This window comes from Desulfovibrio sp. (assembly GCF_009712225.1).
Classification (GTDB): Bacteria; Desulfobacterota; Desulfovibrionia; order Desulfovibrionales; family Desulfovibrionaceae; genus Desulfovibrio.
On sequence record NZ_WASP01000006.1, the window covers coordinates 932,765 to 950,800 of the forward strand.

Genomic DNA, 18,036 nt, shown 5'->3' on the forward strand with positions numbered 1-18,036 from the left:
ACAACAGAAAAATGAGATAGTCATATTTGTGCCTTGCCCTTTTTTAAACTCGCCGGAGCGGAGGCGGAGGCGATGGGATGTGTTGGGCGAATTTGCAAAATACACATTTTTCTGGCCTGACAAGGAAAAATCCTGTTTTTGAGCGCAGCGTACTCAAGTACGTGAGCATCAAAAACAGGATTTTAACGCCGTCAGGCCAAGAAAGTCGGGGTTGCGAAATCAGTCCGACATGCCGCGCATGTTTAGTGGGCAGAGCCCCAGTCGAGGCCACTCCCCCAGTCAACGACAAGCGGCACAGACAAAGCCGCACCACCAGGCATAACCCCGCTCATAAGCGCCGCAACCCTCTCGCCCGCGGCAGCCGCAGCATCGGTGGGTACTTCCAGCAGCAGTTCGTCATGCACCTGCAAAAGCAGTCGGGCTTCCATGCGCTTCAACTCCGCATCATGGGCCACAGCCAGCATGGCAAGCTTGATGATATCTGCCGCCGAGCCCTGAATAACCGTGTTGATGGCCTGCCGCCGCGCCAGCGCATAATTTTGCCCGTTGGCGGAATGGATGTCGGGCAGCAGCCGCCGCCGCCCACCAAGGGTCGTCACATAGCCCTGCCGCTTGGCAACAGCCTCCACTTCTTCATAAAATTCTTTCAGGCCCGTGAGACGTTCAAAATAACGGGCGATGAATTCCTTGGCCTCGTTGGAGCTGATTTTCAGCTCCTGCGCCAGCTTTTGCGCGCCCATGCCGTAGATAAGCCCAAAATTGATGGTCTTGGCATTGCGCCGCTGATCGGGGCTCACCTGATCGGGCGTCAGGTCGTATACCAGGGCCGCAGTACGGGCGTGAATGTCTTCGCCATTGCGGAAAGCCTCAATCAGGGCGGCGTCCTGCGACATATGCGCCAGCACACGCAGCTCAACCTGCGAATAGTCGGCAGAAACCAGCAGATTATCAGTCCCGGCGATGAAGCACGAACGCATGCGCTTGCCCAGCGGCCCGCGCACGGGGATGTTCTGGAGGTTGGGATTGCTGGACGAAAGCCGCCCCGTGGCCGTGGCCTTCTGGTTGAAGGTAGTGTGGATGCGCCCGCGCGAATCCACAAGGCGCGGCAATGGATCAAGATAGGTGGAGCGCATTTTTTCCAGCTTGCGGAACTGAAGAATGCTCTCGACCACCGGGTGCTGACCTGCCAGTTTTTCCAGTGTTTCCTGACTGGTGGATGCCTGACCGCCACGGGTTTTGCGCGGCGAGGGCAGCTTGAGCGTGTTGAAAAGCATGTCACCAAGCTGCTGGGCCGAGCGGATGTTGAAGGTGGTTCCCGCTGCGGCAAAAACCTCTTGCGTAAGGCGGTCTATTTCGCCCTGCACGTCTGAGAGAAAAGCCTGAAAAGCAGCCGCATCAATGGCAACGCCACGCGCTTCCATCTGGGCAAGCACCGGGGTGAGCGGCAATTCAAGCGAACGGTAAAGCTCAAGAAGGCCGTCGGCCTCAAGACGTTGCTCCATAACAGCGGCCATGCGCAGGGCCATACCGGCAGGTCCGTTGCCGCCCTGTCCTTCGCGCAGGGGCGCACCCCAGCGCACCGCCAGCCGGGGCCAGCCGTAGTCGCTTTCTTCGGGGTTGATAAGGTAGGCGGCCAGCCCAAGATCAAAGAAAAACGGCGGCGTGGCCGCAACCGGCAGCTTGCGCCAGCAGGCAGCAGCAACAAGCAGGGCCTTGAGGTCGGCGGTCACCAGCCTGCGCGCACCGGCAAGCCAGACACACAGGTCTTCCTGTGAGCCACCCCAGCGAAAATCATCAAGCCCTTCCACGCCCACATGCGGGGCCTTGCCCATACCGCCGGGCCAGACAACCGCAACCTCAAGCCCCGCGCAGGGGGGCAACTGATCAAGTGCGCTCACAAGGGGTGCTTCCGGCTCATCGGCCACATCCAGCAGGCTCATCTGCGGGCCGGCACCTGCTGCGGGCCGGGACTTTGATGAAGCCTTTTCGGCAGGGGCCATGAGAGAACCCTGTGCCGCGGGGCGCAGCGCACCAGAATCTGATACAGGCATGGTGGTTGTGGTGGCAGAACTGACAGCCTGCGCAGGGCCCGAGCCACCGCCAGATGCACCGCCAGTTGCACCAATGGGCGCGCTGTGCTGCAAACGGGCCAGAGTAGCCATGTCGCGGCGCAGGGCGTGCAGTTCAAATTCGTCGGCCATGGCAGCGCACTGGGCTTCATCCAGCGGGCCAACGGTCATGTCCTCAAGGGTCAGTTCCTTGCACATGTCCAGCGAAAGAGACGTAAGCTGACGCCACAAAAACATGTTGTCGAGATGGTCGCGCAGCTTGTCCTGAATCTTGGGCCCAAGCAGGGCAAAATGGTCGCGTATGTCTTCGAGCGAGGGGCAGATTTCAAATATCTTTTGCGCGGTCTTGGGGCCGATGCCCGGCACGCCGGGAATATTATCGCTCGTGTCACCCACAAGAGCCTGCACGTCGGCCCACTGGTCGGGCCGCAGGCCGCTCTCTGCCGTAAAATCTGCAGCGGAGAGCAGCTTTTCTTCCTTTGAGGCGGGGTCCCACATGTACACGTTGGGGCCAAGGCACTGCTTGAGGTCTTTATCGCCGCTCACGATTATTACGGGCCGCTCGGCAGAAAACCGCGCCGCCAGCGAGGCAATGCAGTCGTCGGCCTCGCAGCCGTCAGAAATTTCTACTGGAATGCCAAGAGCCTTGACCATGCGCACAATGGGTTCCATCTGCCGCACCAGATCTTCTGGAGTGGCGTCGCGGTTGGCCTTGTACAGCGGAAACAGGTCGTGCCTGAAATTCTTGCCCTTGCCGTCTTTTACAAACAGAAAATGTCCGGGCCTTTCATCACGCAGAATACGCATCAGCACGCGGGTAACCACAACCAGCGCGTTGGTAGGAAAGCCGTCGGAACGCTGCATGTTCTTGTTGGCAAAAAAACCGCGATAGATAAAGGCAGAGCCGTCCATGAGAAAGAGCGGTTCGGCAGGGAGATTGAGACGTTGTTTCAGCGACATGATTGCCCGGTGGTTTTCGGTTTCTGAAAGGGTGCAGGGAGGTTCGCAGGCCTGGATGCTTGCGAAGATGTAGTGCTACGCGTATAGTATAGTGATGGAAACAAGTCCGCAAGTGACCGTATCTGTTCAGGGGCCGCTGCTGCGCGTGAGCGTCGGCGGACGCTGGAATTTTGATGAACCTTGGCCCAGCGAGGCGGCAACCGCCCTGGCCAGCGTCGCCGACCAGCGTATCCGCGAGGTGAGCCTTGAAAGCGATAATCTGGGCCAGTGGGACAGCACCCTGCTTGTTTTTCTGGTGCAGATGGTCAAGGCGGCGCGCGCCCGCCAGCTGCCCCTGCGCACTATGCTGCCCGAGGGGCTCGAACGCCTCATCAAGCTGGCCTTTGCTGTTCCGGCCAAGGAAGGCTCGGCGCGCAGCAAGGAATCCGTTGGCTTTGTAACCAGCGTGGGCGAAAGCGTACTGGCGCTGCGGCCCAAGATTGAGGATTTTCTCAACTTTCTTGGCGAGGTTGTGCTCTCCATCTGGCGGCTGTTTCTTGGCCGGGCCAAGATGCGCCCCATGGATCTTTTTGCCGCCATGCACGAATGCGGCGTGGCTGCCCTGCCCATCATTTCGCTCACCAGCCTGCTTTTTGGCCTTATTCTCGCCTTTGTGGGAGCTGTGCAGCTTACCCAGTTTGGCGCGCAGATATACGTTGCGGGCCTTGTGGGCATAGGTATGCTGCGGGTTATGGGAGCCATCATGGTGGGGGTTGTCATGGCGGGCCGGGTGGGTGCTGCCTACGCGGCCCTTATTGGTACAATGCAGGTGAATGAAGAGGTGGACGCCCTGTCTACCCTTGGCATTTCACCCCACGACTTTCTTGTACTGCCACGGGTGCTGGCGCTGATGGCCATGATTCCCCTGCTGACCCTGTACGCCGACCTTATGGGCATAATCGGCGGTTTTCTTGTGGGCACGGCCATGCTGAACCTCAACCCGCTTGAATACATCAACGCCACCATCCAGATGGTTCCGTTCAAGCACCTGATTATCGGTCTGGTGTACGGCACGGTATTTGGAGCCATTGTGGCCGTGGCCGGATGCTATCAGGGCATCCGTTGCGGGCGCAGCGCCCAGGCCGTTGGGCAGGCCACCACCACGGCGGTGGTGCAGGCCATTGTGGGTATTATTGTGGCAACCGCCATAATCACTGTTATCTGCAACGTGCTGGGAGTGTAGCATGCCCGACGCAGTGCAAACTTCCATCGTCCTTCCCAACGTAGGCACCCCCAATGCGGCCGCTGGCGACGATGTACGCATCAGCGTGCGCGATCTTACGGTGGCCTTTGGCTCATTCGTGCTCATGCGCAACGTGTCGTTTGACGTGCGCGTGGGCGATATTTTTATGGTCATGGGCGGTTCCGGCTGCGGCAAAAGTACCCTGCTGCGCGTGCTCATGGGCCTGAAAGAGCCACAGCAGGGGCAGATATGCTATAACGGCGAAAATTTCTGGGCAGGCACGGAAGAAAGCCGCAGCCGCATCATGCGCAACACCGGCGTGCTGTTTCAGGGCGGCGCGCTGTGGAGCTCCATGACGCTGGCAGAAAATGTGGGCCTGCCCCTGCAACAGTACACCGATCTTTCCGATGAGGAGATCAGGGAACAGGCTTCGCTCAAGCTGGCTCTGGCAGGGCTTGCCGGATTTGAGGACTACTATCCCTCGGAAATCAGCGGCGGCATGCGCAAACGCGCGGGTCTGGCGCGGGCGCTTGCCCTCGACCCCCAGATACTCTTTCTGGATGAACCCTCGGCCGGACTCGACCCCGTAAGCTCGCGCCTGCTTGACGACCTGATACTTGAACTGCGCGACAGCCTTGGCACAACGTTTGTCATTGTTTCGCACGAATTGGCGAGCATTTTTACCATTGCCCGCAACGGCATATTTCTCGACGCGCAAAGCAGAACCGTCACCGCCAGGGGCAACCCCAGCGAGATGGTCAAGGACCCCACCACAGACCAGAGCGCCATGCTCTTTCTGACCAGAGGCGGCAAGCGCGAAAACACTGAAGAAGGGGCCGAAGGCGCACAGGCGGCAACGTCACACAAGGAACAAAGCCGATGAACTCGCAATCATACAAGACAACTGTTGGCGCTTTTGTGCTGGGGGGCCTGGCCCTGCTGGTTCTGGGCATCATTCTGCTGGGCGGCGGCCGTCTGTTCAGCAACGACCTTGAATACGTGCTCTACTTCGATGGCTCGGTAAGCGGCCTCACCACCGGCGCACCTGTGGTGTTCAGGGGCGTGCCCATGGGCAGCGTTACCCGCATCAATCTGGTTGCCAACGCGCGCGATTCAAACGTGACAATTCCCGTTTATGTGCGCATCGACGAACGCAGCTTTGTACGCGCCAGCGGCGCGACCTCGCCCTCGGAATCTTTCCAGCAGGAAATAATACGCCGCATGGTGCAGCGCGGCCTGCGCGCGCGCCTGCAACTGCAAAGCCTGATTACGGGCCAGTACCGCGTGGAGCTCGATTTTTACCCCGCCACTGCGGCCAACTTCCGCTCTGCCACGCCAGACATGGAAATTCCCACCATCCCCTCGCCCATAGACACGCTGCAAAGCACGCTTTCGCAGATGCCGCTCGAGCAGATGGTCAACTCGCTGAGCGCCGTGCTGCAAAATCTGGCACTGGGCCTCAGCGACGACAAACTGGGCAAGGCGCTTACGGCATTTACCAACACCTTTGACGAGGTCCACGGCATTCTGCACACGGGCTCCATACGCACCAATACCGAGCAGGTGCTCAAAAACCTGAGCTCTGCCAGCGCCTCGGTTGAAAAAGAACTGCCAGCCACCATGACGGCCTTCCGCGAGGGCATGCAGAGCATGGCCGTTGCCGCAGACCAGCTGCGCGCGGCCACGGCCTCCGCACAGGGCATTCTGGGGCGCGATTCGCCAACCATGAACGACCTGCGCCGTCTGCTTAAGGAAAGCACCGATGCCATGCGCTCGATGCGCGCCCTGGCCGAAACGCTTGAACGCAACCCCGAAGCCCTGCTGCGGGGCAAGCAAGGAGCACGCTGATGCCACGTAATATTCTTTTATTCTCGCTTGCACTGCTTGTGCTTTTGTGCGGCTGCGGACGCAGCACCCCCACGCGCTACTACCTGCTTGAAAGCGCCCTTGGCCCGGTCAAGGCCGACAGCCTGCCCAGCAAAACCCTGCGTGTGGCGCAGGTTACCGTGCCGGACTATCTTGACCGCAACAGCATTGTGAGCCGCGTAAACGGTCAGACAGAGCTGATCGTATCGCAGTTTCATGCCTGGGCGGAACCTGTGGGCCACGGCGTAAGACGTGTGGTGCAGGAAGTGCTCACCGCGCCCATGCTGGCAGCGGGCTTCAACGTGCTGGCGGCGGGCGACGACACAAGGGCCGACTATGTGCTGCTGGTTGACGTGCAGCGGCTCGATGGCAACTTTGAAGCCAACGCCGTGCTTGAAGCGCGCTGGACGATCAAGAACCGGCACGACGATGTCCTTGCCCGTGGCATTTATGCCGACGTGGAACAGGTCAATGGCAAAACCTACGACACCCTCACCGCGGCAGAAAGCGCCATGGTGCGTCGCCTGGCGGAGCATCTGGCAACCCGCCTGCCCGCACTCATACGGGGCAAGTCATGATACTGGCCGAGGATGCCGCCGATTCCGGGCTTGAGCTCAAGCGCAACAAGATTCTGCTTGTGGATGATGCGCCGGAAAACCTGCGCATTCTCAGCGAGTGCCTGCGCGACAGGTACACCATCATGTTTGCCAAAAACGGGCCGGACGCCCTGCGTCTTGCCATGCGTCAGCCCCCGCCCGACCTGATACTGCTCGACGTCATCATGCCGGGTATGGACGGCTACGAAGTGTGCCGCCGCCTGCGCGACGACACGCAGACCCGCGACATCCCCATCATGTTCATCACCGCGCAGAATGAAGAAACCGACGAGGCCAAAGGGCTCTCGCTTGGCGCGCAGGACTACATAACAAAGCCCTTCCGCTCTTCTCTGGTGCGCAACCGAGTTGCCAACCAGCTCAAGTACAAGCGCTACCGTGATCACCTCAACGACATGGTGCACGAGCGCACGCGCCAGCTGGCCCTTACGCAGGAAGCCACCATTCACGCCATGGCAAGCCTTGCAGAATGGCGCGATACGGAAACAGGCGCGCACATCAAGCGTACGCAGAACTATGTGAAGGCTCTGGCCGTCTACATTGCCCAGCTGCCCAACTACCGGGAGGAACTGGATAAAGACGCCATCGCATGGCTTTACCTTTCCGCGCCTCTGCACGATGTGGGCAAGGTTGCCATTGCCGATACGGTGCTGCACAAGCCCGGCCCTCTCACAGACGAGGAATACGAGGCCATGAAGGAGCACACCACGCATGGTCGCGCGGTGCTTGCCTCGGCAGACAAGTTTCTGGGTGAAAATTCCTTTTTGCGCATCGCCAGCGACATCGCTTACTGCCACCACGAACGCTGGGACGGCAAGGGCTATCCGCGCGGTCTGACGGGCAAGGAGATTCCGCTTTCGGCCCGGCTCATGAGCGTGGCCGACGTGTACGACGCCCTGCGCAGCAAGCGCGTGTACAAACCGGCCATGCCGCACGAAACAGCCGCGCGCATTATTGTAGACGGCAAGGGTACGCAGTTTGACCCCGAAGTGGTGGATGCCTTTGTGGCCTTGCAGGAACAGTTCCGCTCCATTGCAGAAAAGTATTCAGATGTGTAGGCCTCGCTGGCTGGCATGACAGTCTGAGGGTGCAGCGGCTGCCGGGCAGAAACATGGGCAGGACCTTACAGCCAGAGGCCAGCCGCCGCACCGGCCGTGCCGTTAGGCATCGTGCCCGGCAAACACATCCCTGGCGGCAAAGAGGCCGTTGAGCGCGGCGGGAAAACCCGCGTACACGGCCATCTGCATGATGACCTCCAGTATTTCCTGCCGGGTGCAGCCCACATGCAGGGCCGCGCCAATGTGCACACGCAGCTGGGGCGCTGCATTGCCCATGGCCGTAAGCGCTGCCACCACCGCTATTTCGCGGCTTTTCAGATCAAGCCCGTCACGCGAATAAATGTCGCCGAAGGGAAACTCCACGAGATAGCGCGCAAAGTCGGGGCTGATGGCCCGCACACTCTCCAGCACTTCCTCACCGCCTCTTCCGTCCACCTTTTCCAGCATGGCAAGCCCTGTGGCATAACGATCGCTTTGCATGGCAATTCTCCTGTTTCCGGCCGCCGCAGCATGCAGCGACCACAGCCCCTTTGTAGGCGTGGGCCCGGTCTTTGCCTCTTGCCATTTTGGTGATACCTTTAAGGCATGGCAAACGATCTGTTTGAAAACCCGGACTGGCGGCTGCTGCGCTATTTTTCGATCATTGCCGAAGAAGGCAGCATGCGCCGCGCCGCGGAGCGGCTGTACATGACCCAGCCGCCCCTGAGCAGACACATGAAGCGTCTGGAAGAAATGTTGGGGGTCACACTGTTTACGCGGCACAGCAAGGGTCTGACCCTCACCAGACAAGGGCAGGAAGTGCTGCACATTGCCCGCCCGGTGCTGGCAGCGCAGGATGCTGCCAGCAAAACCCTGCGGGCCATGGGGCAGCGGGCAGCAAGGGCGGGTGCGGCACTCGCACTTGGCCTCAGCACCGCTTTTGAGCAGGGTGTATTTGCTGGCTTTGTGCGGCACATGGAAGAACACTGGCATGGCCCGGTGCGGTTTGTGCGGCAGTCATCCCCGCAGCTGGCGCGCGCGGTTCGCCGGGGCAGGCTGAACGCAGCCCTTGTTGCCCTGCCTCTCGAAACCCCGGGCCTGCGCGTGAGCCCGCTGCCTCATGCGGAATCCCTGCTGGCGGCCCTGCCTGCGGCGTGGGCAAAGCCTGAAACAGGGCACATGCACTTGCAGGATATGAACGGCAGGGCTCTCTTCTGGTTCCGGCGCGAGGTTAACCCCGCTTTTTTCGACCACATGCGCGGTCTGTTTGCGCATGTTGGCTTTGCGCCACTATATATTGAAGAACCGGAAGAATACGATGTTTTGCTGGCCCGCATAGCGCAGGGCGAAGGCATGGGGTTGCTGCCGCATTCGTTTTCGGCCATCGGACGGCAGGGCGTGTTTTTTCAGCCGATTGAAGAAGCCAGCCTGATGCAGATGCGCCTTGGTCTGATACTGCCCGCTAGTGGTGCAGGGCAGGATGCTTGCCGGGATGATGCCACCGGATCAGCCGCAAACCATCTGGAGGAGCTGCTGAACGCAGCAGCCCAGCACCTTGGCGGCAAGCCCGTGCCATAAAAAAAGCCCGGCCACCAAAGCAGCCGGGCTGAGTGCGCAGCATTCAAAAAAATTACTGTTTTACCATAACCTTGGCGGGGCGCAGCAGACGATCACCAAGCTTGAAGCCGCGTTGCAGCACGCGCGCCACTGAATTGGGCGCAAAGTCTGGCCGGTCTTCAAAGCCCACGGCTTCGTGCACATTGGGGTCGAATTCTTCGCCTTCTTCACCAAGCGGTTTAAGCCCGTGCTTTTCCACAGCTTCAAGCAACAGCTTGTGGGTCATGGCCACACCTTGCAGCATGTCCTTGCAGGCTTCACTCTTGCTGCCGTAGCGCAGGGCCAGATCAAGGTTGTCGAGCGTGGGCAGCAGGTCGCCCAGAACCTTTTCAGCCGCATAGCGCATCTGTTCCTCATGCTCGCGGGTGAGGCGCTTTTTGAAATTGTCCATCTCGGCGGCGTTGCGCAGGCGCAGTTCGGTGAGCTCGGCTTTACAGCGCTCTTCAATGATGCTCTCGGCAGAGGCTGCATGTTCGGCAGCTGGTGCGGTCTCGTCCTGCTCTGCAGCGGAAGTTGCATTTTTGCCCGTGGTTTGCCCAAACAAAATGCCGTCCTGTTCAAGAAAACCATCTTCCGACCGGGTGCAATGGCAATCTGCCTCGTTCTCGCCGTGGCCGCCCTGTTGACCGCCCTGCTGCCCGAATGAATGGTTCATTTTATGACGCTGCATGCTTCCTCCTGAATCGCCCCGCTGGGGTCGTGATGCTTCACGTTAAGTAAGTATGCTTATCCGCCCTGTCAAGGCGCTGCCGTAACTGCAAAAAGTTTTGCCTCACGCCGCCCTGCTCTTGGGCCGTTCTACGGGCATCTGCGCCTCGACATTCTGCGGCTGCTTCTGTATATTGCTCGCACCAGAAGAGGAATAGCACTATGACATGCCGAATTTTGACACTGCAACATGAGCAGGAATGGCCCGAACTGGCCACGTGGCTGCAGGGCCGGCACAACCCCGGCAACGGGGTGGAAAGCGCCGTAAACGACATTATCAGCGCTGTGCGACAAAAGGGCGACGATGCCCTTGTGGAGTACACCAGCAAATTTGACTGCCCAGACTTTGCCCCGCCACTGCGCGTGAGCGAGCAGGAAATAGCCAGGGCGGCCGCCTCTGTTACCATCGAAAGCCGCGAGGTTATTGGTGAGGCAGCGACAAATATACGCTCTTTTCACGAAGCCCAGGTTGAGAAATCGTGGTTTGTCACCAAGCCCGACGGCAGCATTCTCGGCCAGCAGGTTACCTCGGTAGACGCTGGCGGCCTGTATGTTCCCGGAGGCCAGGGTGGCAATACGCCCCTGGTTTCAAGCCTGCTCATGAGCGCCATTCCCGCCCAGGTGGCGGGCGTGCCGCGTCTTGCCGTATTTACCCCACCCCGCAATGATGGCACGGTCAACCCGCATATTCTTGCGGCAGCGCATCTGCTTGATATTGATGAAGTTTACCGCGTAGGCGGCGCATGGGCCATTGCGGCCATGGCCTACGGCACGCAGACCATTCAGCCTGTGGATGTTATTGCAGGTCCGGGCAATATTTTTGTGACCACGGCCAAACGCCTTGTGCAGGGCATTGTGGGCATAGACATGATTGCGGGCCCCAGCGAAGTGCTGGTGCTGGCCGATTCTTCGGCCAACCCCGCATGGCTTGCCGCAGACATGCTTTCGCAGGCAGAGCACGATGCCCTCGCCTCGGCCATCTGCATTACAGACGACCCCCGTCTGGCCGATGCCCTGCAGCAGGAACTGAAAAAGCAGTGCGCCGCTCTGCCCAGAGCCACCACCGCAGCCCGCGCTCTTGAAGACTGGAGCGCCATTGTGGTTACGCCCAATCTTTCCGTTGCTGTGGCCGTTGCCAACATGGTGGCCCCGGAACACCTTGAGCTGTGCACCCGCGACCCCTGGGCGGTACTGCCGTTTATACGGCACGCCGGGGCCGTGTTTATGGGCCAGCACAGCCCAGAACCCGTAGGCGACTATTTTGCCGGCCCCAACCACGTTTTGCCCACTCTGGGCACGGCCCGTTTTTCCTCGGCCCTTTCGGTGCAGACCTTCTGCAAAAAAACCAGCATCGTGGCCGCCTCTTCAACCTTTTTACAGCAGAACATGCAGTCCATAGCCGCCCTTGCCCGCCTTGAGGGTCTGGAAGCACACGCCCGCTCCGTAGAAGCGCGTGGAAAGAAATAGCAAGGGCTAGAGGAATCAGGAGCCATCATGAAAGTCGTGGTAAAAACCGAGATCAGCGCCTATCCCCTGCTTTCACGCGGGAAAGTGCGTGATATCTATGATGTGGACGAAAAAACCCTGCTCATTGTCACCACTGACCGCATGTCGGCCTTTGATGTGATCATGAACGAGCCCATCCCCTACAAGGGCGTGATCCTTAACCAGATCACTCTGTTCTGGATGGAAAAGTTCAAGGATATCATTCCCAACCACTTGGTCGAAAGCGACGTAAACCGCTTTCCCGCTGCCCTTGCCCCCTGGAAGGACGAGCTCGAAGGCCGCGCCGTTATCGTGCGCAAGGCCAAGCCCCTGCCTGTGGAATGCATTGTTCGCGGTTACATCACCGGCTCTGGATGGAAGGACTACAAGGCCACTGGATCGGTGTGCGGCTACAAGCTGCCCGCCAACCTGCGCGAATCGGACAAGCTTGAACCCGCGCTGTTCACTCCCTCGACCAAGGCCGAACTGGGCAAGCACGATGAGAACATCAGCGTAGCCCAGGCTGCGGAACTGCTGGGTGCCGAAACCGCGGCCCAGGTCGAACGCACCACGCTTGCCATTTACGAGGCAGGGCGCACCTATGCCGCTGGTCGCGGTATTATCGTGGCCGACACCAAGTTTGAATTTGGTTTCATCGACGGCAAGCTCCATCTTATTGATGAGGTGCTTACGCCCGATTCTTCGCGTTTCTGGCCTGCCGACCAGTACAAGCCCGGTCAGGGCCAGCCCAGCTTTGACAAGCAGTACCTGCGCGACTGGCTTGAAAAGCAGCCCTGGAACAAGCAGCCCCCGCCGCCTGCTCTGCCTGAAGAGATCATCAAGGCCACGGCGAACCGCTACCAGGAAGCTTACGACATTCTCACAAAGTAACAAATCAAGCGCGTCCGGCACAGCAGTGCTGGACGCGCATTGGCGTGACAGGCATGGCGTTTTTTTCACAAGCGCCAGTCTGATTCACGGGTCCGTCGTCCACTGTCCGACAGTGCCGCGCATTCCTCATGCGGCTGTTTATTGCCTGGGCGCGAGCTGTCGCTATTCTAAAATACCCTTTGTCCGATTTATTCGGCTTGCATTGTTTTTTCAGGAGGATCCATGCTGCTGCAAGGAAAGAAAGCTCTTATACTGGGTTTGGCCAACAACAGAAGCATTGCCTACGGCATTGCCAACGCTCTTAAAGAACAGGGCGCGCGCCTTGCCTTCAACTATGTGGGCGAAGCCATCAAGAAGCGTGTTGAACCCCTGAGCGAAGAGCTCGGTGGTGAATTTACCTTTCAGTGTGACGTATGCGACGACGCGCAGATCCAGTCTGCCGCTGATCTGGTGAAAGAAAAATGGGGCGATCTGGATATTCTTGTGCATTCCGTGGCCTATGCCAATCGCGAAGACCTGGGCGGCCGTTTTGTGGACACCTCGCGCGAGGGCTTTCGCCTTGCGCTCGACGTTTCTGCCTACTCGCTCACCGGTGTTTGCCGCGCCTTTGAACCCCTGCTCCACGAGGGCTCCTCGGTGTTGACCATGACCTATCACGGCTCCACCCAGGTTATTCCCGGCTACAACGTCATGGGTGTTGCCAAGGCCGCTCTTGAAGCCTCGGTGCGCTATCTGGCGTGCGACTTTGGCACCAAGGGCATCCGCGTCAACGCCATCAGCGCTGGCCCTATCAAAACCCTTGCTGCCTCTGCTGTTTCCAGCATGAAAGACCTGTGCAACATTGTTGACCGCAATGCCCCCCTGCACCGCAACGTCACCACCGGCGACGTGGGTGGCACGGCCCTGTTCCTCGCCTCTGACCTCGCCCATGCGGTGACCGGTCAGGTGGTCTACGTAGACAGCGGTTTCAGCACCATCGGCGTGATGTCCTAGCAGCCACAGCCGCCGCCCCGGCCCCGCGCCTTGGCGGCGCAACCCGAACGTGCGTGCGCGCACCAGCGCGGCCTCAGCAGCCTGATGCCGTCAGAAGGATCGAACCATGGACACCCTGACCCTGAACGCTGTGGGCATTACCGTTATGGCTATCTTTGGCTTGTGGGCCTTCTACCGCGCCGCGCAGATCACCAAAAAGCGCCGCCGCGAAGACGAGAAGAAAGACAAAGAGCGCAAGGACGACTAGAGGCGCACATACTGCCTGAATTGAAATGCAAGGCCCGTTTGGCGCAAGCTGGACGGGCCTTGTTTGCCCAGACTGCACGGCCCCGCTCTTGCGGCACGTTTGCTGCGCCACTGCGGATTTTACGGGCAGCAGTTTTTTCAAGTTTGCCAGTGCAGCTGTTTGCCTACAGCTTTATGGCCTGCGGCAGGTTTCGTGGGCGACTTGCCCTCGCGCGGATCAAAAAAATTTGCAACAATCCGCCCATATTTGATTTTTTTGCTTGCAATTCTTTAGAGGCTGCTATACAAGTATTCGGCTTTGAGCGGTGAACATCACCGAATGGAGAGGTGTCCGAGCTGGTCTAAGGAGCACGATTGGAAATCGTGTGTACGTTAATAGCGTACCGGGAGTTCGAATCTCCCCCTCTCCGCCAGATTTCAAGGGGTTGCTGGAAACAGTAACCCCTTTCTGTTTTTCTGCACCATTGCGCAGATGAGCAAGAAATTCACGCGTGCACTGCTCATACTGTCGCTCCAGATCACACACGCATTTCCCCATGACCTGCTTTCAGTGCAACACCCTGCCGCCGGTATATACCAATGAATTCTTTGAACCAGAATCTGTTTTTACTGCTCAATGCTGATGCCAACGCCAGCGCCTTCAGCATATGGCTGGGCCGCGCTCTGGCGGAATGGCCCGTGCCCATCGCCCTGCTGCTTGTGGCACTTGCCTGCTACAGACAGAACGACCGCAGGCTTTTTGTGGGGCGCACCCTGTTTGCCACTGCGCTGTCCATGGGGCTTGCCCTTGTCATGCGCTGCACCATTTATAACCCCAGGCCATTTGTGCTGGGCCTTGGTCGCATGCTCATAGAGCACGATGCCACCACGTCCTTTCCCAGTTTTCACGCCACATTCCTGTTTTCGCTGGCTTTGCCGCTCTTTGCGCAAAGGAACACGCGCGGCACGGCTCTTGCCATCCTGTTGATGGGCCTTGGCATTGCCTGGGCAAGAGTGTTTGTGGGCGTGCACTACCCGTTTGATATGGCGGGCGCATTCATTACCTCGGCCATTGTTGCCGTCATTGCCTGCGCGGTGTTCAAGCCCAAGACCAAATACCTGGCCGAACGCTGATACTGGCGAGATAGGTGGACATGAGGGCTGGCGCGCATACTGTGCGCCTCCCGCCCCTCTTTTGCCCTGCCACTCATTACATCTCACCTGCGGCGTGGGCCCGTGCCTTCATACAAGGCAAGAACCTTGAAAATATCACTCTGAACCTGTGAAAGCTCGTCATCCGCGGCATCGGCCTGCTGTTTCAGAATTTTTTCTGCCCGTTTCAAAAAGGCATCAGCACCCTTGGTTTTGTAAGTTTCTTCGTTTCCCACAGCGATGTTGACCGTTTTGCCATCTCCAACGGGCGAAATCAGCATTTCCTGCCCATCATAAAGTACAAATACTTTTTCTTCCTTGCTTTTAAGAACATTTAAAACAAGACGTAATTTATAGTTCATAATTACTCCATCATTTTGGACTATCAACTAAATATAATACAAACATATAGCTATAGTGTAAAAATAATTTTTAAAAAATAATTTTAATCATCATATCTAGCTGTTCAGATTGATTATAGTTTAATAGAAGTTGCCTTTTATTCCAAATAACCACGATTTTTAAATAATATCTGTTGACATTTCACTGCCCCGGCTCTAGTTTCGCCCATCACTGATTGGGTATAGTAAATTTTTCGCCAGAGACTTTACATGGGTAAGGCTTCAAGCAGAAAGTCTACCTCCCGTAACCCCTTGGAGTCTCACATGGCTACTTCTATTTATGTTGGTAATCTCTCCTGGTCTGCTACTCAGGAAGGCGTTGAATCACTGTTCAGCTCTTTTGGCAACGTGCATTCCGTCAACCTGATCTCTGACCGCGAAACCGGTCGCGCCCGTGGTTTTGGCTTTGTTGAAATGGACGAAGCCGACGCCATCAACGCCATCGCTGCCCTCGACGGCAAGGAAGTTGACGGCCGTAACCTGCGCGTGAACAAGGCCGAGCCCAAAAAGCCCGCCGCCCGTCGCTGGTAAGCCAACAAGCATTTAGAAATGCAGGAAGGCCGTGAGCAATTACGGCCTTCTTTTTTTGCGCCTGAACAAGACGAGTGGCATGAACCTTGTCGCCAATATACCCAGCGCATTGCTGTAATGATAGATAGACAAAAGGCCGTAAGTTATTACGGCCTTTTGTCTATTTTGCAGTTTTAGACAGGAATCGCGTTTAGGCGTTTCCTTAATTCATTAGCAAATGATCTCAAATTATTACTAAAATCATCTTTTTTAACTAACGATGTATTCATTCCAAGCCATTTATGCAATTTCAAATCATCTGAGGCTGGTGGCAGGCTATCAAGATATGTATTCCAACCGGATAAAATCCGTTCAATCTCAGCACGCTGTTTTGAGTTAATTTGCAAAGTTCATTCTCCTATTACTATTCAAAAAAAAGGTTCCTCCCTAGCACGGCCAAGACAAAAAAGGTTGGCCGGTACTAAACGAAAAGCAGGTTATTGGATTGGCAGAAGCAACAAAATGACCCTCTTATGGGCGTTTGGGGCTACCCGCTTGCCGTGCAATTGTCAGAAGCACATCCATCGTCATACATGGAGAGCACCTGACCAAGTGAATCCTGACCTTCCCGGGCTTCATCCCACCCGGCTACACTTCGGGCTTTTAAAATGCGCTCAATTTGCTCAATAAAAGCGCTAACTCCTTTTGTTGTATATGACGCTCCGTCATCAATGTTAATATTCATTGTTTTTCCATCGCCAGCAGGAGTGATTGTCATTTCGTGCCCGTCTTCAATGGTAAATATTTTTGACTCCCTGCTCATGAGCGCCACAGAAGCCAGATTAGATATATTATCCATACTTGACCTCCTTTTAATCCAACTAAATTCATACTAACATCATACTCAAATACTGTCTTCAAAATCATGTAAAATATAAAATAAAAGCATATCAAATAAACACACAATCATACAACATTTTATAATAATTTTTCATTGCGTACTGCTGCAATACTGCCCATTTTTTACCAACCCTTCCTCATTCTTTTTCGCCCCCTGCAGGCAAAAGCAAAGGGGCCTGTTCTTGCCCGGCAATAGGCAGGAACAGGCCCTGTTCGGCCAGATTTATATCCGGCGCATGTTCGTGGGGGAGGAGCTACTTATAGCTGGGGATAGGCATCTGAACCTGCTTCAGGAACTTGTCGGTGTTGATCTTGGCGTCCTTGAACTTCTGGATTTCAGCAGGCGAGAAACGCTTGATGCTACCGAAGAAGTCGGCCACAGAGTTCTGCCACTTGTCGGCCTGCGAATCGCCCTTGGTCCTGTCGAGCAGGGCCATGGTTTCTTCGTAAGACCAGCGGGGGTGAATCTGCAGATCGAGCTTGGCTTCGTCGTCGGTCATGCGGATACCGGCGAATTCGTTCATGTACTGGCGGTATTCCTTGATGATGCGGGGGCTGGGGCCTTCTTCACGCAGCATGTTGGAACCGCGCAGGTACACGCGCAGGAACTTGGCAACCAGAGCGGGGTTTTCGTCGCACCACTTCTTGTCGCCCACCAGAGAAGACACGGTGATGCAGTCCATGTCGGTCATGGTACCGGCACGCTGCCACTTGCGGGAGTCGGCAACAAAGGTGAAGGGAGCCCACAGGCACACGGCGTCGCCAATGCCCTTTTCAAAGGCAGGCACGGCAGAAGGCTGTTCCATGTTCACCAGGGTCACGTCAGCTTCGGTAAGGCCAAGAATGCTCAGCCACTTGCCGATCATGTAGTGAACGGTGGTCTGGGAGGTGTACAGGATCTTCATGCCCTTGACGGTTTCAGGGCTGCCGTACACGTTGGGATATTTGGGGTTGTAGCCCTTGACCTTGGCGGCGGGGCTGTCGGGGCGCAGATAAAGTACATGCACGTCGCCTTCGCTGATGATGGGGGCGACGGAGTAGATGTTGTAGCGGATACCGCCGATCAGCTGGCCACCCACACCGGTGGAACCAAGCACCCATTCCTTGGCGGGCAGGGCTTCCATCTGGGCAGGACCGCTATTGAACAGCAGCATCTTGATGTCCAGGCCTTCTTCCTTGTCCCAGCCCATCTTTTTGGCATACCAGATATTGAAGCCCGGCGATTCGTCCATCCAGCAGGTGGAAATTTCAACGGGCTTGTCGGCTGCCAGGGTTGCGACGGGACTGCCGCAGATGACAGCGCCCATGCAAAGCAGAAGCGCGATCAGAAGCAGTTTTCTCATGCATGACTCCTATTGGTTAGTAAACAGAACCACATGTGACGAA

19 protein-coding genes and 1 tRNA gene are annotated in these 18,036 nt (G+C 57.2%); 13 read left to right on the top strand and 7 right to left on the bottom strand.

Annotation, left to right across the window (positions count from 1 at the left end; all coding sequences use genetic code 11):
* Nucleotides 1-242: 242 nt before the first annotated feature.
* Nucleotides 243-3,029, bottom strand: coding sequence for a DNA polymerase I (gene polA, locus F8N36_RS09410; protein ID WP_291332537.1), 2,787 nt, complete (start codon nt 3,027-3,029; stop codon nt 243-245).
* 94 nt (nt 3,030-3,123) lie between these two features.
* On the opposite strand from polA, the gene F8N36_RS09415 reads away from it, so the two are divergent.
* From F8N36_RS09415 to F8N36_RS09435, 5 genes are all read left to right on the top strand, one after another.
* Nucleotides 3,124-4,251, top strand: coding sequence for an ABC transporter permease (locus tag F8N36_RS09415; RefSeq protein ID WP_291332538.1), 1,128 nt, complete (start codon nt 3,124-3,126; stop codon nt 4,249-4,251).
* A gap of 124 nt (nt 4,252-4,375) precedes the next feature.
* Complete coding sequence (locus F8N36_RS09420) at nt 4,376-5,134, top strand: ATP-binding cassette domain-containing protein (RefSeq protein ID WP_291332607.1); 759 nt, start codon at nt 4,376-4,378, stop codon at nt 5,132-5,134.
* The gene (locus F8N36_RS09425; RefSeq protein ID WP_291332539.1) at nt 5,131-6,099 is read left to right on the top strand and encodes an MlaD family protein; all 969 of its coding nucleotides are present in this window, start codon (nt 5,131-5,133) and stop codon (nt 6,097-6,099) included. The genes F8N36_RS09420 and F8N36_RS09425 overlap by 4 nt, the downstream gene beginning before the upstream one ends.
* The gene (locus F8N36_RS09430; RefSeq protein WP_291332540.1) at nt 6,099-6,695 is read left to right on the top strand and encodes a PqiC family protein; all 597 of its coding nucleotides are present in this window, start codon (nt 6,099-6,101) and stop codon (nt 6,693-6,695) included. Before F8N36_RS09425 ends, F8N36_RS09430 begins: the two co-directional genes overlap by 1 nt.
* The gene (locus F8N36_RS09435; protein WP_291332541.1) at nt 6,692-7,789 is read left to right on the top strand and encodes an HD domain-containing phosphohydrolase; all 1,098 of its coding nucleotides are present in this window, start codon (nt 6,692-6,694) and stop codon (nt 7,787-7,789) included. Before F8N36_RS09430 ends, F8N36_RS09435 begins: the two co-directional genes overlap by 4 nt.
* A 102-nt stretch (nt 7,790-7,891) precedes the next feature.
* Here the strand turns inward: F8N36_RS09435 and F8N36_RS09440 are convergent, their stop codons facing one another.
* Complete coding sequence (locus F8N36_RS09440) at nt 7,892-8,269, bottom strand: carboxymuconolactone decarboxylase family protein (protein ID WP_291332542.1); 378 nt, start codon at nt 8,267-8,269, stop codon at nt 7,892-7,894.
* A 105-nt stretch (nt 8,270-8,374) separates the two neighbouring features.
* On the opposite strand from F8N36_RS09440, the gene F8N36_RS09445 reads away from it, so the two are divergent.
* Nucleotides 8,375-9,346, top strand: a complete 972-nt coding sequence (locus F8N36_RS09445) for a LysR family transcriptional regulator (protein ID WP_291332543.1) — start codon at nt 8,375-8,377, stop codon at nt 9,344-9,346.
* A gap of 52 nt (nt 9,347-9,398) precedes the next feature.
* Here the strand turns inward: F8N36_RS09445 and grpE are convergent, their stop codons facing one another.
* On the bottom strand, nt 9,399-10,055 hold the full coding sequence (gene grpE, locus F8N36_RS09450; protein ID WP_291332544.1) for a nucleotide exchange factor GrpE: 657 nt from the start codon (nt 10,053-10,055) through the stop codon (nt 9,399-9,401).
* Between the two features lie 200 nt (nt 10,056-10,255).
* On the opposite strand from grpE, the gene hisD reads away from it, so the two are divergent.
* The 6 genes from hisD to F8N36_RS09480 all read left to right on the top strand — a co-directional run bounded on the left by hisD (nt 10,256) and on the right by F8N36_RS09480 (nt 14,821).
* Nucleotides 10,256-11,560, top strand: coding sequence for a histidinol dehydrogenase (gene hisD, locus F8N36_RS09455; protein ID WP_291332545.1), 1,305 nt, complete (start codon nt 10,256-10,258; stop codon nt 11,558-11,560).
* Between the two features lie 27 nt (nt 11,561-11,587).
* Nucleotides 11,588-12,469, top strand: coding sequence for a phosphoribosylaminoimidazolesuccinocarboxamide synthase (locus F8N36_RS09460; protein ID WP_291332546.1), 882 nt, complete (start codon nt 11,588-11,590; stop codon nt 12,467-12,469).
* Between the two features lie 222 nt (nt 12,470-12,691).
* Nucleotides 12,692-13,462: an enoyl-ACP reductase gene (locus F8N36_RS09465; RefSeq protein ID WP_291332547.1), complete on the top strand. Its 771-nt coding sequence runs from the start codon at nt 12,692-12,694 to the stop codon at nt 13,460-13,462.
* 106 nt (nt 13,463-13,568) lie between these two features.
* A complete protein-coding gene (locus tag F8N36_RS09470) occupies nt 13,569-13,709 on the top strand; it encodes a hypothetical protein (RefSeq protein WP_291332548.1) in 141 nt (46 codons plus the stop codon).
* A gap of 320 nt (nt 13,710-14,029) precedes the next feature.
* A tRNA-Ser gene (locus tag F8N36_RS09475) sits at nt 14,030-14,121 on the top strand.
* Between the two features lie 166 nt (nt 14,122-14,287).
* On the top strand, nt 14,288-14,821 hold the full coding sequence (locus F8N36_RS09480; RefSeq protein ID WP_291332549.1) for a phosphatase PAP2 family protein: 534 nt from the start codon (nt 14,288-14,290) through the stop codon (nt 14,819-14,821).
* An 83-nt stretch (nt 14,822-14,904) separates the two neighbouring features.
* On the opposite strand, the gene F8N36_RS09485 is transcribed toward F8N36_RS09480, so the two are convergent.
* Nucleotides 14,905-15,228: a hypothetical protein gene (locus F8N36_RS09485; protein WP_291332550.1), complete on the bottom strand. Its 324-nt coding sequence runs from the start codon at nt 15,226-15,228 to the stop codon at nt 14,905-14,907.
* A 276-nt stretch (nt 15,229-15,504) separates the two neighbouring features.
* Between F8N36_RS09485 and F8N36_RS09490 the strand changes: the two genes are divergently transcribed.
* Nucleotides 15,505-15,771, top strand: coding sequence for an RNA-binding protein (locus F8N36_RS09490; protein WP_291332551.1), 267 nt, complete (start codon nt 15,505-15,507; stop codon nt 15,769-15,771).
* A gap of 173 nt (nt 15,772-15,944) precedes the next feature.
* Here F8N36_RS09490 and F8N36_RS09495 read toward each other — a convergent pair whose 3' ends face one another.
* From F8N36_RS09495 to F8N36_RS09505, 3 genes are all read right to left on the bottom strand, one after another.
* Entirely contained in the window at nt 15,945-16,157 is a 213-nt protein-coding gene (locus F8N36_RS09495) for a hypothetical protein (RefSeq protein ID WP_291332552.1), read from the bottom strand.
* A gap of 140 nt (nt 16,158-16,297) precedes the next feature.
* On the bottom strand, nt 16,298-16,609 hold the full coding sequence (locus tag F8N36_RS09500) for a hypothetical protein (protein WP_291332553.1): 312 nt from the start codon (nt 16,607-16,609) through the stop codon (nt 16,298-16,300).
* Nucleotides 16,610-16,904: 295 nt separating this feature from the next.
* Entirely contained in the window at nt 16,905-17,993 is a 1,089-nt protein-coding gene (locus F8N36_RS09505) for an ABC transporter substrate-binding protein (protein ID WP_291332554.1), read from the bottom strand.
* Nucleotides 17,994-18,036 lie beyond the last annotated feature (43 nt).

What these genes read in the sequence shown, in the direction of transcription:
- polA (WP_291332537.1), bottom strand. Translation starts at nt 3,029, where the DNA reads ATGTCGCTGAAACAACGTCTCAATCTCCCTGCCGAACCGCTCTTTCTC.
- F8N36_RS09415 (WP_291332538.1), top strand. Translation starts at nt 3,124, where the DNA reads ATGGAAACAAGTCCGCAAGTGACCGTATCTGTTCAGGGGCCGCTGCTG.
- F8N36_RS09420 (WP_291332607.1), top strand. Translation starts at nt 4,376, where the DNA reads ATGCGCAACGTGTCGTTTGACGTGCGCGTGGGCGATATTTTTATGGTC.
- F8N36_RS09425 (WP_291332539.1), top strand. Translation starts at nt 5,131, where the DNA reads ATGAACTCGCAATCATACAAGACAACTGTTGGCGCTTTTGTGCTGGGG.
- F8N36_RS09430 (WP_291332540.1), top strand. Translation starts at nt 6,099, where the DNA reads ATGCCACGTAATATTCTTTTATTCTCGCTTGCACTGCTTGTGCTTTTG.
- F8N36_RS09435 (WP_291332541.1), top strand. Translation starts at nt 6,692, where the DNA reads ATGATACTGGCCGAGGATGCCGCCGATTCCGGGCTTGAGCTCAAGCGC.
- F8N36_RS09440 (WP_291332542.1), bottom strand. Translation starts at nt 8,269, where the DNA reads ATGCAAAGCGATCGTTATGCCACAGGGCTTGCCATGCTGGAAAAGGTG.
- F8N36_RS09445 (WP_291332543.1), top strand. Translation starts at nt 8,375, where the DNA reads ATGGCAAACGATCTGTTTGAAAACCCGGACTGGCGGCTGCTGCGCTAT.
- grpE (WP_291332544.1), bottom strand. Translation starts at nt 10,055, where the DNA reads ATGCAGCGTCATAAAATGAACCATTCATTCGGGCAGCAGGGCGGTCAA.
- hisD (WP_291332545.1), top strand. Translation starts at nt 10,256, where the DNA reads ATGACATGCCGAATTTTGACACTGCAACATGAGCAGGAATGGCCCGAA.
- F8N36_RS09460 (WP_291332546.1), top strand. Translation starts at nt 11,588, where the DNA reads ATGAAAGTCGTGGTAAAAACCGAGATCAGCGCCTATCCCCTGCTTTCA.
- F8N36_RS09465 (WP_291332547.1), top strand. Translation starts at nt 12,692, where the DNA reads ATGCTGCTGCAAGGAAAGAAAGCTCTTATACTGGGTTTGGCCAACAAC.
- F8N36_RS09470 (WP_291332548.1), top strand. Translation starts at nt 13,569, where the DNA reads ATGGACACCCTGACCCTGAACGCTGTGGGCATTACCGTTATGGCTATC.
- F8N36_RS09480 (WP_291332549.1), top strand. Translation starts at nt 14,288, where the DNA reads ATGAATTCTTTGAACCAGAATCTGTTTTTACTGCTCAATGCTGATGCC.
- F8N36_RS09490 (WP_291332551.1), top strand. Translation starts at nt 15,505, where the DNA reads ATGGCTACTTCTATTTATGTTGGTAATCTCTCCTGGTCTGCTACTCAG.
- F8N36_RS09500 (WP_291332553.1), bottom strand. Translation starts at nt 16,609, where the DNA reads ATGGATAATATATCTAATCTGGCTTCTGTGGCGCTCATGAGCAGGGAG.
- F8N36_RS09505 (WP_291332554.1), bottom strand. Translation starts at nt 17,993, where the DNA reads ATGAGAAAACTGCTTCTGATCGCGCTTCTGCTTTGCATGGGCGCTGTC.